Consider the following 14,946-nt stretch of genomic DNA (forward strand, 5'->3'; position numbering starts at 1 on the left):
TATTACACGGTATTGGAAAGAATAATAACTTCTTCTATTTTAATAATTCCTTGTTTATTTATTTTAAGAACGAAGTCCTTGCATTCCTCAGTGCTAGGAATACAGAACGATGTATTTAAATATAGTTCATTTTTATTTGATGCTTCATGATCGATCCATACAAATTGCATAATGGCGTTTTGCCAAAATGTTATGTCGTCATTATAAAAAAGCTTTTTATTGATTAGGCTCTGGTTAATAATAGTGTTGTTTTTAAATACCAACAGTTGGGCTTCAAAGTTTTTATGATGAATTTTGATTAGGGAATCGTTTTTTGATTTTTTGGTTTCTAAAACAAAATCGTTTTCTACAGAATAGTAGTTTATTTTTATTTTAAATCCATTGCTTAAAATGGTGTCTGATTTTATTTCGGTATAAGTTTCCGGAACAAACTTTATGGCTTCTTTAAACGATTTTAAGAGCTTGTTTTCTTTTAAGACCTCTGTATTGGTTTTGTACTTTCTATCTCTGCCATCGCAACTAATTAAAGTGATAATAGAAAGAAACATTAAGACCGCTAATTTTTTCATATTTAATTATATGTCTAAATCGAAAGTTTTTCTAAGAAGATCAATATTAGGGTTTTTCTCTTTCAATTTCTCGAATTTCTCTGCCGTAGTGTAGGCATACTTCTTTTCCATGACCTCATTTATACTAATTGATAAACTAATATCGAAATTGTTTAGAGACTTTCTAACAAAGGCTAAAAGATCATATTGATTACGCTCTACTTCAACCTTGTTTGTAGCATTAGGGTACTCTAAATAAACCGTAGTACCTTTTACTTTAGGTGTATCTATATCTAAAATAGAAGCTAAATTATGCTTTCCATTTTTACGTATTTTTTCGGTATAGGTATTCCAAACTGTGATGAGTTCCTTTTCTGTAAAATCTTCTTTAGGTAGATCTTCTTCATCAATAACAACATCCATTTGTTTTATGAGATGTTCTTTTTTTGCTTTTATACTGCTTAAAGATAGCCCGGAAGCTCGTTTGGTTTCTTTCTTTAGAAGGATTTTTGGAGGTTCGTTTACCTGAAAAGCTTCTGAAGTATTAGTTGCATAGTTTTTTACAGGAGCACCTTTGTTTTCTTCCTTTACAGGGGAAGTCCCGTCATTATTTTGCTTTTGTTCTGGTGTTGTTACTGGAATGGGAGTGATGCCCTTCTTTTTGAAGTAGGACGCTGGAATTATGTAATGTCTGCTATTTTTTTTTTCTCCATCAAAAGTGATAGAGGCAAGCTGCATTAGGCATAATTCAACGAGTAAACGTTGATTTTTACTGGTTTTATATTTGAGATCGCAATCGTTTGCTAGGTTTATACCACGAAGTAAAAAGTCTTGAGAGGCTTTTTTAGATTGCTCCAAATATTTGGTTTTGGTTTGATCGCCTACTTCAAGCAGTTCGATAGTTTCTTGTGTTTTGCTTACCAGAAGGTCTCTAAAGTGTGATGCCAACCCTGCAATGTAATGGTGACCGTCGAACCCTTTAGACAGCGTACTATTAAACTGTAGCAACAATTCTGGAATTTTATTTTCCAAAATTAAATCGGTACTTGTAAAATAGGTTTCGTAGTCAAGTACGTTTAGGTTTTCTGTAACGGCCTGTCTGGTTAAATTTTTACCCGAAAAGCTTACTACACGATCGAAAATAGACAGTGCATCTCGCATAGCACCGTCTGCTTTTTGAGCTATGATGTGTAAAGCATCATCATCTGCAGTTATACCTTGCTCTTCGGCGATGTATTTTAAATATTCCTTAGCATCTTTTACCGTAATGCGCTTGAAATCAAAAATCTGGCAGCGCGACAAAATAGTTGGAATAATTTTATGCTTTTCTGTAGTCGCTAAGATAAATATACAGTGCTTTGGTGGCTCTTCTAATGTTTTAAGAAATGCATTGAAAGCGGCCTGCGATAGCATATGAACCTCGTCAATAATATAAACCTTGTATTTTCCAACTTGAGGCGGAATACGAACCTGATCTGTTAAACTTCTTATGTCATCAACAGAATTGTTCGAAGCGGCATCGAGCTCAAAAATATTGAAAGCAAAATCTTCGTCGTTGGATTCGGAATCATCGCTATTAATCATTTTAGCAAGAATACGTGCGCAAGTTGTTTTACCAACACCACGAGGTCCAGTAAACAATAAAGCTTGAGCTAAATGATTGTTATCAATAGCATTCAATAGGGTATTTGTAATAGCCTGCTGCCCCACAACATCCTTAAATGTTTGTGGTCTATATTTTCTAGCCGATACTACAAAGTGTTCCAATCTTACTAAATTTACTTGTATTGAATTTGTTGCCATTATTTAGCATCTTTTTTGACACTAATTATAATGTTTAACAAAGTTAAAAATTCAACTTAAAATTTAAGATAATGCACATAAAATTTAAGACGAGTTATTAACAACTTTAAGTAATAAGTACTTAAATAGAGAACAGTTTTGTTTTTTAAGATTTCTTTATTGTAATTTTGCAGTTAAGTAGATCGCTTTATCGCTTTTGTGCTGAATTTGTTTTAGTGTCTAAGTTTATATTTAAAAGGTACTGAAACAAGTTCAGCACTTGAGAGGAAAGTCCGAACACCGTAGTGCAACATAGTGGTTAACAGCCACCAGTCGTGAGGCTAGGAAAAGTGCAACAGAAAGTATGTACAGGTCATGCTGTAGTGAAACCGGGTAAACTCTATGTGGTGCAATGCCATGTATACCAGTGTTTGAGGGCTGCACGCTCGATACTGGAGGGTAGGCAGCTAAAGTGTATTGGTAACAATATACGTAGATAAATGATAAAGTATTCTTGTATTTGTTTTGGGTGATCCTAAAACAAGTTCGAGATAAACAGAATTCGGCTTATAGATTTACTTGAAAATAAATAAACCCTTCTTAAACTTAAGAAGGGTTTACCATTTGGCCAAAAATGGTTGGTTAGTAATTATTCTTTTTTAGCAGAGTAGCTCAGGTCTGGGCGCATTTCTCCACTGTATTCTTCCATTCTGCTTATGTGGTTTAGTACTTTGCTAAAGGTTTCCATACGATCTGGTCCTAAAACTTCTTGATTTGCTTTAGCTTGTGTAGCACCATCTATTTCATCTTTAGCAGAAACTGATACCAAATAGTAGTTTTCCAAAGAGCCATAACCGTTTTTATAAACACGGTAATAGTTTGTAGAGCCTTTGCTTTTAAAGAGCTCTTTAACGGCTTTCATGCCTTCCTTTACTTTTTTAGCGTTTTCGGGTGTGTAATACATGTAAAACCATTTGCGATAATTTTCACCTTTAATGGCTTCACTGGCTCCGTCTGGCATATAGCTTAGATCATCGTCACTTAAAACGATATAGGTACCATGTGAATCAAGGCATTTATTTAAACGGGTAAACATGTCTAAGAATTTGTCCCCCATAGTTTTAGCCATATCGGCAAAAGGTTTTTTATCCAATTCTGCAAAATTTTCAATCGGCGTGATATAAAAATATTTAAAATCGTTGGACATAGCTGCAAACCATTCGTCTTGAACATTATGCTCGGTCGTGGCTGTAACAAATTCTTTTGCAATTTTTTCGTATTCAATAAACTTTGAAGGTTTTACATTGTCTTGGTGAACACTAAACATTTTTTGAGCTTGCGACACATGACACGTTAAGAATAATACTATTGTTAAGATAATAGCAGTTTTAATTGTTTTCATAATTAATACGTTTAGTTAATTAAAGGTTGGTTAGTAATTTTAATCTTCTGAAACTTCGGTTGTGTCTTCTGCTTTCGCTTTTTCGGCAACTATCGCCGCAAATTCTGCATTCATTTCTGTGCCATCAAAATAAATATGTTCTTCTGCAATTTTTCCATTTACAAATTGCACAGCCAGATGCACAGGTATGGTTAACTCTTTATTGTTAGAAGCAAAAGTGCCTTTGTGTGTAGCCCAATAATATACCCAGGTTTCATCTTCTTTGTCCAGAACCATTTCAATGTATTCTTTTTCATGGTTAAAGCCATATTTAGACATGGCACTGGTCATAGCCTTTAACCCTTCTAATCGCTTTTCTGGAGTTAAAGGTTTAGTGGAATTAACAAAGATTTTTGCTGTGTCTGCAAAATGACTTTTCCATTTGTCCCAGTCACCCGTTTCGTAGGCTTTAATACCAGATTTTAATGTTTCAATTTCTGCAGATTCTGCAAAATAGCGTTGTTGGGGTTGTTTTCCGCAGGCAATAAAGAGAAGGGCTATTAACTGTAATAAAAGGAGTTTTTTCATTTTGTTTATGGTTTTGAAGTTAGTGTTTCAAATTAGACCATAAGCAATTACAAAAAAGCGCACTTCTTTGATGAGATAAAGTATATATAGAGCCTGGGACTCTCAGGGAATATCTAAGTTACTGAAAAAAAAGGAATTAACAAAAAATAATGTGTGCTCTATGCTATTTCAAAAAAGCTAAACACACAACCACCATAGCTTTTTGAGTAGCTATAATGCTTTAAGTTGGATAGGTTTGTATGCTTGGAATGCTCTATGATGAGAACACCATTTTTTAATAACAAATTGTTTTGAAAAACCAATTCTGGAATTTTAGAAAATTGTTCTTCTGTAAAGCTATATGGAGGATCTGCAAATATGATGTTGGTTTGTAAATTAGACCTCTCTAAAAATTTAAAAACATCACTTTTAATAGTACTAATAGGCATGTCGAAAGCCTCAGCAGTTTGGTTTATAAACTTAATGCAGCCATAATCCTGATCTACACAGGTGATATTTAAAGAGCCTCTTGATGCGAATTCGTAACTTATATTGCCAGTACCGGCAAACAAATCCAAAACAGAAATTTCGTCGAAATAAAATAGATTATTTATAATATTGAACAGCGATTCCTTGGCCATATCGGTTGTTGGTCTCACAGGTAAGTTTTTAGGAGCAACAATTTTTCTACTTTTATAAAGACCTGAAATAATACGCATTAAAAACTTTTTATTATGGTAAAATCTGAATGATTATATTTTGGATTTACTTCGTATTTGTAATTGTCGTTTCTGGTACCAAAGCTTATGTTTCTAATATACTTATAAGCTATTTTATATAAATCATCATCTTTATGTGTATCACCAATAAAAATAAGATTCAACGTTTCGGGATTTAGTTTTAATTGTTCTACGGTAAATAGTAGATAGTATATAAAATCCTCTTTGGTATTGTATTCGAATGTGTTATAAAGCAAAAGTTTGCCCTTTTCTGTAATGATGATTTCAAAATTATTTTTACTCACGTTTAAGTACACCTTAGGGGTGTGTGAGTTTTTTTCAATATTCAAAATTTCTTCAATTAGAATAGTTGAAAGGTGTTTAAAAGTAAATGCCCCGTATTTTTCGTATATAAAATTATTGATATTAATATAAGGTACATATACATTTACGCTGTCGTTTAGCACAATATCATCATGGGCTATAAAATCCGATTTAAGAATCTTAGAATTAAATTTTAAATAGTCTGCAATACAATCTTCTTCAAATAGTGGTTTTGGTACTAGAGTAGAGAGCTCGTTATCGTGAATTACACAAATATTAGCGAATGATTTTTGTAGAGCAGTTTCGGTATTAAAAGTATTTTTTAAGTAATCTAATATCTCTAAAGGATTTAGCTTCTTATCAAAATCGAAACTTTTTAAAAACGAGATCGTGTTGGTATCTTTTTGTAATATACAAAAAGAAAGTCCACTCAAACTTATTTGAATGGACAGTTCTGTATTGGTAAGTATATTAATATTTTTATTCGGCTGAGCCATAATTTTTTGGCCAGTTTCCTATTGTTTTAACTTCATCCATAGAACCAACTCTTAAAGCGTCTCCATTTACTCCGTCTACTGAAACCACTTGGTTTTCTTGAACAAGAAGATCTGGGTTTTGGTCATATAAAATAACGTCCTTTTTTACAGAAGCTTCAAAAACAGGTATTTGTATATCGTTTTGCTCTATAAATCCAGCTTGTAAAACAAATCGTGCACCTTCTTTACCTATTGGTACAAACATCATGCTTTTGTAATGGTTCGAATTTTTAAATAAAGAATCTTTTACTGGAACAAAACCTAAAGTATCGATTATTACAATTTCCTTAGTAGTATCTACACCATATAATTTTGTTAATGCTTCATCTATAACAGTAGAATCTCTACGTTGAGTGATTGTATATTCAGCCGTATCAACAAATTTAATTAAACCTTCAAAGTTATTTGAGAATCTACCAGTTACTTGTTTATGGGCAAGTTGAGCATCTCTAATATCGATCAAACTTGTAATTATTGTTTTGTAACGTTTGTTCTTAACCTTGTTGAACTGAATAGGCTCATAAATAGATAGGTATGTTTGGTAGCCTAAATAACCAATTAATACCCAAAGGACAATGGTTAAAACAGGCTTAATTTTTAAAGGAACGAATTTGTCAATTAGCTTAACCAAGCCAATTGTAACTAATATCACTGCTACAGCAATCAGAATAAATGTCAACATAGGGATGTTTTTAATTAAAAGTCTTTTCGCAAATCTACAATTTTTTTTTAACCGTAAAAACCTAATAAGAGTAAAAATCATTTCTATATTTGAATAATTTTTAATTTGCCTAAACCTTTAATGACGCCATCCGAATTTTATTCCCTTATAAAACAGCAATTTCCGTTTAAACCAACGTTAAAACAGGACGTTGTATTGCAACAGCTATCGGAGTTTATTTTTAGTAAAAAAAACGATGCTTTATACGTGTTGAAGGGGTATGCGGGTACAGGAAAGACAACAATTGTAGGAACAATCGTAACCAATTTGTGGAAAGCAAAGAAAAGCGCCGTTTTAATGGCTCCAACAGGTAGGGCGGCCAAAGTTATTTCTAATTATTCAGGAAAAGAAGCATTTACCATACATAAAAAGATATATTTCCCAAAGAAAGACAGTGGTGGTGGGGTTAAATTCGTCTTGCAACCAAACAAACACAAAAACACGGTTTTTATAGTAGATGAAGCTTCAATGATACCAGATACTCCCGGAGAATCGAAATTCTTTGAAAATGGCTCGCTATTGGACGATTTAATACAGTATGTCTATTCTGGGCATCAGTGTAAATTACTTTTAATTGGAGACACGGCTCAGTTACCACCGGTTAAATTGGATATAAGCCCTGCTTTGAATAAGGATTCACTTGGCTTAAATTACAACAAAGAGGTTTCCGGAACGGAATTGGACGAAGTTGTAAGGCAAGCACAAGATTCAGGTATACTTGCCAATGCAACTGTACTTCGCGAAGCCTTGACATATAATATTTATGATAGTTTCAAATTCGATTTGGTCGACTTTAAGGATATTGTAAGGCTCATTGATGGTCATGATATTATGGATGCCATTACAGATGCTTATAGCGATTTAGGCAAAGAAGAAACTGCTATTATAGTAAGAAGTAACAAGCGTGCTAATTTGTACAATCAGCAAATACGAAATAGGATCTTGTTTAACGAGAGTGAGATTAGTGCTGGAGATTATTTAATGGTGGTTAAAAACAATTATTTTTGGATAAAACCAACTACAGAAGCTGGGTTTATTGCCAATGGTGACATTATTGAAGTTCTCGAGATTTTTAGTATTCAGGAACTTTACGGTTTTCGCTTTGCGGAAGTTAAAGTACGTATGGTAGATTATCCTAAAATGAGACCTTTTGAAACTGTTTTGCTGTTAGATACTATTGATGCTGAAACACCATCATTACCTTATGAAGATTCCAATAGGCTATATCAGGAAGTCATGAAAGACTTTGAGGACGAATCCAGTAAATATAAAAAGTTCTTAAAGGTAAAAGGTAATAAGCATTTTAATGCGCTTCAAGTAAAGTTTTCTTATGCCATTACCTGTCATAAATCGCAAGGGGGGCAATGGAATACTGTTTTTGTAGAACAGCCTTATCTGCCAAACGGTATCGATAAAGATTATTTAAGATGGTTGTACACAGCCGTAACCAGAGCTAAAGAAAAACTGTACCTTATCGGTTTTAAGGATGATTTTTTTGAAGACGTTTGATTTTAGTGTTCGGTATTCAGTGTTCAGTGTTTAGTTGACCTAATAAAGTCGTTTTTGTATCGGTTTCAATTTTAGCTTTTTGTTTTTATGCCTCGAATTTTGGAAAAGTAAGTCTATATGAAATTATACTATTTGGTGTGGTTTATAATTTACATTGTTTAAAATTTTAAGCCCTAGAAATGCAAAATCTAATAATAATTGTTCTATTTTTGGACAAGATTCTGACCTATTCATTATGAAAATAATTTCGATGATTCCTGCACGCTATAGTGCATCGCGATTTCCAGGAAAACTAATGCAAGACCTTGGGGGTAAAACGGTTATTTTGCGTACATATGAAGCCACAGTAGCAACTAATTTGTTTGATGATGTGTTTGTTGTTACAGATAGCTCGATTATTTATGATGAAATTGTAAATAACGGCGGAAAAGCTATGATGAGTAAAAAGGAACATGATTGTGGTAGTGATAGAATAGCTGAAGCCGTAGAGTTAATGGATGTGGATATTGTTATAAATGTTCAAGGAGATGAGCCATTTACAGATAAAGAATCGTTAGCTAAGCTAATTGACGTTTTTAAAGGTGATCATGAGAAAACTATTGATCTGGCGTCCTTAATGGTTCATATTACGGATTTGGATGAAATTAATAATCCGAATACAGTTAAGGTTATAGTAGATCAATCTAATTTTGCTCTTTATTTTTCCAGAAGTCCAATTCCTTTTCCAAGAGAAAAGAACGCTGGGGTAAAATACTATAAGCACAAAGGTGTTTATGCCTTTAGAAAGGACGCTATATTAGATTTTTACAAGTTGCCTATGCTGCCATTGGAGGCTTCAGAAAAGATTGAATGTATTCGTTATTTAGAATATGGAAAGCGAATAAAAATGGTAGAAACCGATGTTCAGGGGATTGAAATAGACACTCCTGAGGATTTAGAACGCGCTAAAAAAGTATGGAAATAAGCTGACTGAAATTAGTTTTTGCTAATTCATTAAAACAATATTGAAGTGACAGAAGAATACGGAAATATAAAAGTTATTGGCTTTGATGCAGATGACACACTTTGGGTAAACGAAACCTATTTTCGTGAAGCCGAAGAGACATTTGGGAGGTTATTGTCAGACTATGAAACTCCAAATAAGATAGATCAGGAATTGTTTAAAACGGAAATAGACAATTTACCCATATACGGTTATGGTGTTAAAGCATTTACGCTGTCTATGGTGCAATCTGCTTTAGAATTGTCTAACTACAATGTATCAAACAAAACCATTGAAGCTATACTTGGTATTGGTAAGGGTATGCTTGAAAAACCCGTAGAATTACTTGATGGGGTTGAAGAGGTTTTAAGCGTACTATCAAAAAAATACCGTTTAATACTAGCTACAAAAGGTGATTTGCTGGACCAAGAACGTAAACTGGAAAAGTCTGGTCTTACCAGTTATTTTCACCATATTGAAGTGTTAAGCGATAAAAAGGAAACGAATTATTCTAAATTGTTAAACCATTTAGACATTAAACCTTCTGAGTTTTTAATGATAGGAAATTCGTTAAAATCGGATGTGTTACCACTAGTTAACATAGGAGCTCATGCTGTTCATATTCCTTTTCATACTACTTGGGCACATGAACAGGTTACAGAAAAAGAAACTAACGGAAAGACTTACAAGACAGTAAGTAGTTTACGAGAGGTAATAAATTTATTAGACTAAGTTCATTGAAGATAATTGATTTAAATACCTGGAATAGAAAGCAGCATTATGAGCATTTTTGTGGATTAAAAGACCCTTATTTTGGAGTAACGATTCCGTTTAATGTGACTAAAGCCTATAAATTTTCGAAAGAAAACAATATAAGTTTTTTTGCAAAATATCTACATGATTGTATGGAAGCTATAAATACAATCGATAATTTTAGGTATCGAATAGAAAACGAAAGCATTGTAGATCATGATGTTATACATGCATCTGCTACAATAATGCGAAGTAATAAAACGTTTGGTTTTTCATTCATTGAGTATAGTAACGATTTGAATGTTTTTATAAAGAATATTGCTATGGAAAAAGAAAGAATTGAAAACACAATGGATTTATATCCGCCCCAAAATGGCTTAGACTGCATACATTGTTCAGCCATGCCTTGGCTTCATTTTACAGGACATAAAGAGCCCGTTTCCGGAATACTGGAATCTGTACCAAAAATTGCATTTGGCAAATTAAGTGAAGTTAATAATGAACTAATAATGAATGTAGCTGTTAATGTTAATCATGCCTTGGTAGATGGTTACCATGTTGGTTTATTTTCAGAAAAATTCCAAAACAACCTAGATCAGTAAAAATTTTAAAATAAATACTATTTTTACTTTTTGTAAAAGAAAACATACTAAATGAGTTATAAAAACTTTCCAATGGTGCCAAGAGTTATTTTTGGTAGAGGTAGTTTCAATCAGTTAAACGAAATTTTGGCCCCAAAACGTTTAAGCATCAATGCTCCATTTATTTATTTGGTAGATGATGTTTTTAAAAACAATTCTTGGTTAACTTCAAGAATACAGTTATCTTATGATGACAAACTTATTTTTGTTTCTTCAAAAGAAGAACCCAAAACATCTCAAGTAGATGCCTTGGTAGAAGAAATTATTTTATTAACAAAAGAACGCCCGTCTGGGGTTATAGGCATAGGAGGAGGAACGCTTTTAGATCTTGCTAAAGCAGTTTCTATAATGTTAACCAATAATGGAGAATCTAAAGATTACCAAGGTTGGGATTTAGTGAAAAACGAAGGTGTATACCATGTAGGTATTCCAACCATATCTGGTACAGGAGCAGAGGTTTCAAGAACAACCGTACTAACAGGACCAGATAGAAAACTAGGTATTAATTCGGACTTTACGCCGTTTGACCAAGTTATATTGGATTCTGAGCTAACAAAAGATGTTCCTACAGATCAGTGGTTTTATACAGGAATGGATTGCTATATCCATTGTGTAGAATCGTTAACAGGAACTTATTTAAATGCTTTTAGCCAAAGTTATGGCGACATGGCTTTAGAGCTTTGTAAAGAAGTGTTTTTAAACGGGGAACTTCCAGAGGTAGAGTCTCAGGAAAAACTAATGATGGCTTCTTGGCATGGTGGTATGAGTATTGTTTATTCGCAAGTGGGTGTTGCCCATGCTTTGAGTTATGGCTTATCGTATTTGTTGGGTACTAAGCATGGAATTGGAAACTGTATTGTTTTCGATCAATTAGAAGAGTTTTACCCAGAAGGCGTAAAGCTTTTTAAAGAAATGAAAGCCAAACACAATATTGAATTACCTAAAGGTATTTGTGCAGACTTAATTGATGAGCAATTTGATATTATGATCGATATTTCGTTAAGTTTAGAACCTCTTTGGGAAAATGCTCTTGGAAAAAATTGGGAAAAAACAATTACTAGGGAAAAATTAAGGGAACTTTATCAAAAAATGTAGTATGCGATGGCTGTCCAGATTTATCTATTTTAAATTATTAGGATGGAACGTTGTAGGTAATACTCATATCTCTAAAGACTTAGTTAAAAAAGCAATTATTATAACCGTACCACATACGAGTTGGCACGACTTTTATATTGGTATTTTGTTGCGTTCTGTATTAGGAATAAAAACAAATTATATTGGTAAAAAAGAGTTGTTTGTTTTTCCTATGGGTTGTTTTTTTAGAGAATTGGGAGGCATACCAATCGACAGACACACCAAAGAAAATAAAGTAGATATAATTGCCCGTTTATTTGAAGAAAAGGAAAAATTTAGGATGGCTATGGCGCCAGAAGGAACGCGCAAAAAAGTAAATGAATGGCGTACAGGGTTTTATTATATCGCTAAAAAAGCCAAAGTACCGATTATAATGATTACGCTCGATTTTGAAAATAAACAAAATAAAATTTCAGAACCGTTTTATCCAACCGATAGCATGGAATCCGATTTTAAGTTTATGCGTAATTATTTTAAGGGTGTAAAAGGCAAAATAGCGCATTATTCCTAGGGTTTAAAAATATGGCATGGAATTTGGATATTACTTAATATGTAGAAATGAAACATAAAGTAAACAATTAATTTGTACCTAAAAAGAAACATTTTTACTTAACAAAACTAAAAGCTCCCATATGATTTATATGGGAGCTTTTCGTATGGTTTAGTTTCAAATACACTATTCTTTTAACAACCCTGTATTATTTTATCTCTTTTAAAGCATTGTCTATGAGGGTTCTTAAATGTTGTTTATGCGCTCTAGAGGATATATTCCCAGTATTAGAAGCCAAGTTTCTAATATTTTTTAAATTATATAAAGCCATAGATTTAGCATTGTTTGTATATTTCCCACTTTGTTTCCCGGTAAGCATATTTATTAACATGTCTGTATATTCCAATTGTAAGTTTTGTCTAAAAGAGTTTATATTGGAATAAATATCAGCCTTGAAAATAGCGCCATTTAGATCATTCATAAAGGTTGATAATTTATATGTGTTTCCATATAATTCAGAATCTGTTATTCTTTGCAACGTATTGGGGTGTAATATGTGGCTTAGTACATTTTTTTGATATCCCAGTACTTGTTTGTGAATTTTAGGATCTTCTGGAGTTCTAAAATTATAACCTCTCCTTTGCATGGCCAAATAGTTGTATAAATCATTAGGAGCTTTAAAAGCATCGGGTGCGAACACATATTTACTTAAAGCAACCATAGCTCTTTTTTGATCGTTTAGACTTACTGGTGTGTACGGTTGTTTTTCACCTTCTTGTCCCGCCATGGCTCTATCTACATAAACACCACCAATAAATCTTGAGATTACATTGGCTGCATTAGCCTTTTGACTACTTAGAATGAGATAGGCTTGCCTTAATTCTTGATAAGACTGACCGGATTTGGTAAACTTATCTTTTATACCAAGCATCATCGCGTTAACGGTTTCAAATCGATCGATGGAATATCTAATTTGGTCGTTAGACATATCTCCAACCATAACCCTTGGATCAATAGCTTTTCCGGGCGATCGCATATCGTCGGCATCATTACCAAAAATAAGTTCTGGTTGGGTTGATTTATTTAATAATGTCGTTTTTTCTGCTTCAGTTTTAAAAGGAGTATATCCAAATTGAATCGCCCAAATATCATAAGGACCAACAGCTGTATCGTAATACTGCCCTTGTTTAGATCTGTCTCTAGTTACATTTATAGCAGCATAGTCCATTACAGAACCGGTTAAACATTTGCCCTTAATAAAATTGGGATCTGCTAATTGCTCTGGTGAGAATAGTTGACTGGCTTTCATATTATGGTTTAGTCCTAATGTATGCCCGACTTCGTGCATAATTAATGCTAACATAGCTTCTTTTTTCATACGTTTCATCTCCAGATCTGTAGCATTGGTAGCTTTTAAAACCGCATTTCCGAAAAGTGTATTTTCATGCATAACATGACCTAAAGAGCAATACATGTTATGATCTTCTTCAAGACTTGAATTTTCATAAGTTTCGTTAGCTGATGCTAGATGAAATAACTTATCGTACATCACCCTGTTGGTAAAATGCACATATTCCAACATAATATCAGCCCCTAGGATTTGTCCTGTTCTTGGGTTTACAAAACTGGGTCCATATCCGCCAAAAGGTGGTTTAGGCGATGAAGTCCAGCGTAATACATTATATCTTATGTCGCCAGCATCCCATTTGGCATCGTCTGGTTGAATTTTTACAACCATAGCATTTTTAAATCCAGCTTTTTCGAAAGCTACGTTCCATTTTAAAACACCATTTTTTATAGTTTCTCTCCATTCTAAAGGAGTTGTATTTTCTATCCACCACGTAATTGGTTCTACAGGTTCAGAAATGGAGGCATTAGGATCCTTCTTTTTTAAGTTCCAACGGTGTACTAGATCGCGGTATGGCGTAGCATCGGTAGAAGTTTGGTCATCAACTTGATTTGTAAAATAACCAACCCGAGGGTCATCTAACCTAATTTCATAATCGTTTTCTGGCATAGCTATTAAACTGTGATACACTTTAACACTTACGTTTCTGCCATCTGCCAAGGCATTAGAACCATTATTTAAAACAGAAGGAGAGGAGTAAACATATTCTACTTCCAAATCGGTATTGCTATCGTAGTTTCTAATAGCACTTATTTTAGTTTTTGTTTTGCTTAAAGAACCTAATTTAAAAGTATTTGGAGGCGTACCCGGCAATTTAGGTCGTTTAATTTGAGATAGTGTTTCTGCTAAAAAAAGGTTGTCGGCTTTTATAAGATAAAGCCCTTTTTTTTCATCGTGGCTTTCAATTTTTATACTAGCCATATTACCATTACTAATGTTGGCATCTTTAGATTTAGAAAGTGGACTTTCCGGATCAAAGTAAAATGAGGTGTTTTGGGTAATAAACTCGATTTTGTTAAAATACTTTTCAATTTTAAATACTTTGGAGCCTCTATAAATACCTTTTATGGCTCTTCCAGCCTCCATAACGCCATTGGCGATTTGACTGAAATAGATATATTCTTTGTTTATCTGATCTTCAGAAATAAGCATTTGTATTGTCCCCGTTATAGTGTCTTGATAAATGGTGAAGAGACCATCTATTTTTTTACTGGATTTAACCAGTTCGGTAATCGTTTTTTTCTTTGGTTTTTTCTTGTCAGGTTTGGCAGCAACTTCTATTTGATTTTTTTCTTTTCCTTTTTTTCTTTTTTGAGCCACTGCATTTTCCGATACGGTAAAAAGCATTAATGTTAGCACAAAACAAATGAGTTTTGTGGCTCTTAAATTTTTTAATGTCATCATGTTAAACGATTAGAGTTTAGGTTTTATTAATTTTTTGAATTAGTCGC

Annotated in this window: 14 protein-coding genes and 1 other RNA gene; 7 read left to right on the top strand and 8 right to left on the bottom strand. The window is 33.3% G+C overall.

The features are described from left to right. Positions 1 to 2: 2 nt before the first annotated feature. Both C1H87_RS00145 and dnaX read right to left on the bottom strand, forming a co-directional pair. On the bottom strand, positions 3 to 569 hold the full coding sequence (locus tag C1H87_RS00145) for a hypothetical protein (RefSeq protein ID WP_102753871.1): 567 nt from the start codon (positions 567 to 569) through the stop codon (positions 3 to 5). 6 nt (positions 570 to 575) lie between these two features. After that, complete coding sequence (dnaX, locus tag C1H87_RS00150) at positions 576 to 2,315, bottom strand: DNA polymerase III subunit gamma/tau (RefSeq protein WP_102758121.1); 1,740 nt, start codon at positions 2,313 to 2,315, stop codon at positions 576 to 578. Positions 2,316 to 2,525: 210 nt separating this feature from the next. Here dnaX and rnpB point away from each other — a divergent pair. Next, positions 2,526 to 2,916, top strand: an RNA gene (rnpB, locus tag C1H87_RS00155) — RNase P RNA component class A. Between the two features lie 63 nt (positions 2,917 to 2,979). On the opposite strand, the gene C1H87_RS00160 is transcribed toward rnpB, so the two are convergent. The 5 genes from C1H87_RS00160 to C1H87_RS00180 form a co-directional block, all read right to left on the bottom strand. Then, positions 2,980 to 3,732 (bottom strand): hypothetical protein, encoded by a 753-nt coding sequence (locus tag C1H87_RS00160; protein ID WP_102753872.1) that lies wholly within the window; start codon positions 3,730 to 3,732, stop codon positions 2,980 to 2,982. A 39-nt stretch (positions 3,733 to 3,771) separates the two neighbouring features. Continuing rightward, the gene (locus tag C1H87_RS00165; RefSeq protein ID WP_102753873.1) at positions 3,772 to 4,299 is read right to left on the bottom strand and encodes a nuclear transport factor 2 family protein; all 528 of its coding nucleotides are present in this window, start codon (positions 4,297 to 4,299) and stop codon (positions 3,772 to 3,774) included. A gap of 158 nt (positions 4,300 to 4,457) precedes the next feature. Then, on the bottom strand, positions 4,458 to 4,997 hold the full coding sequence (locus C1H87_RS00170; RefSeq protein ID WP_102753874.1) for an RsmD family RNA methyltransferase: 540 nt from the start codon (positions 4,995 to 4,997) through the stop codon (positions 4,458 to 4,460). Further along, positions 4,997 to 5,818: a DUF3822 family protein gene (locus C1H87_RS00175; RefSeq protein WP_102753875.1), complete on the bottom strand. Its 822-nt coding sequence runs from the start codon at positions 5,816 to 5,818 to the stop codon at positions 4,997 to 4,999. Before C1H87_RS00175 ends, C1H87_RS00170 begins: the two co-directional genes overlap by 1 nt. Beyond that, complete coding sequence (locus C1H87_RS00180; protein ID WP_233783272.1) at positions 5,802 to 6,539, bottom strand: hypothetical protein; 738 nt, start codon at positions 6,537 to 6,539, stop codon at positions 5,802 to 5,804. The genes C1H87_RS00175 and C1H87_RS00180 overlap by 17 nt, the downstream gene beginning before the upstream one ends. 120 nt (positions 6,540 to 6,659) lie before the next feature. Between C1H87_RS00180 and C1H87_RS00185 the strand changes: the two genes are divergently transcribed. From C1H87_RS00185 to C1H87_RS00210, 6 genes are all read left to right on the top strand, one after another. Further along, entirely contained in the window at positions 6,660 to 8,087 is a 1,428-nt protein-coding gene (locus tag C1H87_RS00185) for an ATP-dependent DNA helicase (RefSeq protein WP_102753876.1), read from the top strand. A gap of 235 nt (positions 8,088 to 8,322) precedes the next feature. Beyond that, complete coding sequence (kdsB, locus tag C1H87_RS00190; RefSeq protein WP_102758123.1) at positions 8,323 to 9,051, top strand: 3-deoxy-manno-octulosonate cytidylyltransferase; 729 nt, start codon at positions 8,323 to 8,325, stop codon at positions 9,049 to 9,051. A gap of 45 nt (positions 9,052 to 9,096) precedes the next feature. After that, positions 9,097 to 9,801, top strand: a complete 705-nt coding sequence (locus C1H87_RS00195) for an HAD family hydrolase (RefSeq protein ID WP_102753877.1) — start codon at positions 9,097 to 9,099, stop codon at positions 9,799 to 9,801. 5 nt (positions 9,802 to 9,806) lie between these two features. After that, entirely contained in the window at positions 9,807 to 10,424 is a 618-nt protein-coding gene (locus C1H87_RS00200) for a CatA-like O-acetyltransferase (protein ID WP_102753878.1), read from the top strand. A 51-nt stretch (positions 10,425 to 10,475) separates the two neighbouring features. Continuing rightward, on the top strand, positions 10,476 to 11,558 hold the full coding sequence (locus tag C1H87_RS00205; protein ID WP_102753879.1) for an iron-containing alcohol dehydrogenase family protein: 1,083 nt from the start codon (positions 10,476 to 10,478) through the stop codon (positions 11,556 to 11,558). A gap of 1 nt (position 11,559) precedes the next feature. Beyond that, on the top strand, positions 11,560 to 12,108 hold the full coding sequence (locus C1H87_RS00210; RefSeq protein ID WP_102753880.1) for a 1-acyl-sn-glycerol-3-phosphate acyltransferase: 549 nt from the start codon (positions 11,560 to 11,562) through the stop codon (positions 12,106 to 12,108). A 187-nt stretch (positions 12,109 to 12,295) separates the two neighbouring features. Here C1H87_RS00210 and C1H87_RS00215 read toward each other — a convergent pair whose 3' ends face one another. Next, positions 12,296 to 14,899 carry a zinc-dependent metalloprotease gene (locus tag C1H87_RS00215; RefSeq protein ID WP_102753881.1) on the bottom strand — a complete coding sequence of 868 codons (2,604 nt, stop codon included), beginning with the start codon at positions 14,897 to 14,899 and terminating at the stop codon, positions 12,296 to 12,298. Positions 14,900 to 14,946: the final 47 nt, after the last annotated feature.

Source organism: Flavivirga eckloniae (genome assembly GCF_002886045.1).
Lineage (GTDB): Bacteria > Bacteroidota > Bacteroidia > Flavobacteriales > Flavobacteriaceae > Flavivirga > Flavivirga eckloniae.

Coding starts and splice junctions, on each gene's coding strand:
- C1H87_RS00145 (WP_102753871.1), bottom strand. CDS start 569: ATGAAAAAATTAGCGGTCTTAATGTTTCTTTCTATTATCACTTTAATT.
- C1H87_RS00160 (WP_102753872.1), bottom strand. CDS start 3,732: ATGAAAACAATTAAAACTGCTATTATCTTAACAATAGTATTATTCTTA.
- C1H87_RS00165 (WP_102753873.1), bottom strand. CDS start 4,299: ATGAAAAAACTCCTTTTATTACAGTTAATAGCCCTTCTCTTTATTGCC.
- C1H87_RS00170 (WP_102753874.1), bottom strand. CDS start 4,997: ATGCGTATTATTTCAGGTCTTTATAAAAGTAGAAAAATTGTTGCTCCT.
- C1H87_RS00175 (WP_102753875.1), bottom strand. CDS start 5,818: ATGGCTCAGCCGAATAAAAATATTAATATACTTACCAATACAGAACTG.
- C1H87_RS00180 (WP_233783272.1), bottom strand. CDS start 6,539: ATGTTGACATTTATTCTGATTGCTGTAGCAGTGATATTAGTTACAATT.
- C1H87_RS00185 (WP_102753876.1), top strand. CDS start 6,660: ATGACGCCATCCGAATTTTATTCCCTTATAAAACAGCAATTTCCGTTT.
- kdsB (WP_102758123.1), top strand. CDS start 8,323: ATGAAAATAATTTCGATGATTCCTGCACGCTATAGTGCATCGCGATTT.
- C1H87_RS00205 (WP_102753879.1), top strand. CDS start 10,476: ATGAGTTATAAAAACTTTCCAATGGTGCCAAGAGTTATTTTTGGTAGA.
- C1H87_RS00210 (WP_102753880.1), top strand. CDS start 11,560: ATGCGATGGCTGTCCAGATTTATCTATTTTAAATTATTAGGATGGAAC.
- C1H87_RS00215 (WP_102753881.1), bottom strand. CDS start 14,899: ATGATGACATTAAAAAATTTAAGAGCCACAAAACTCATTTGTTTTGTG.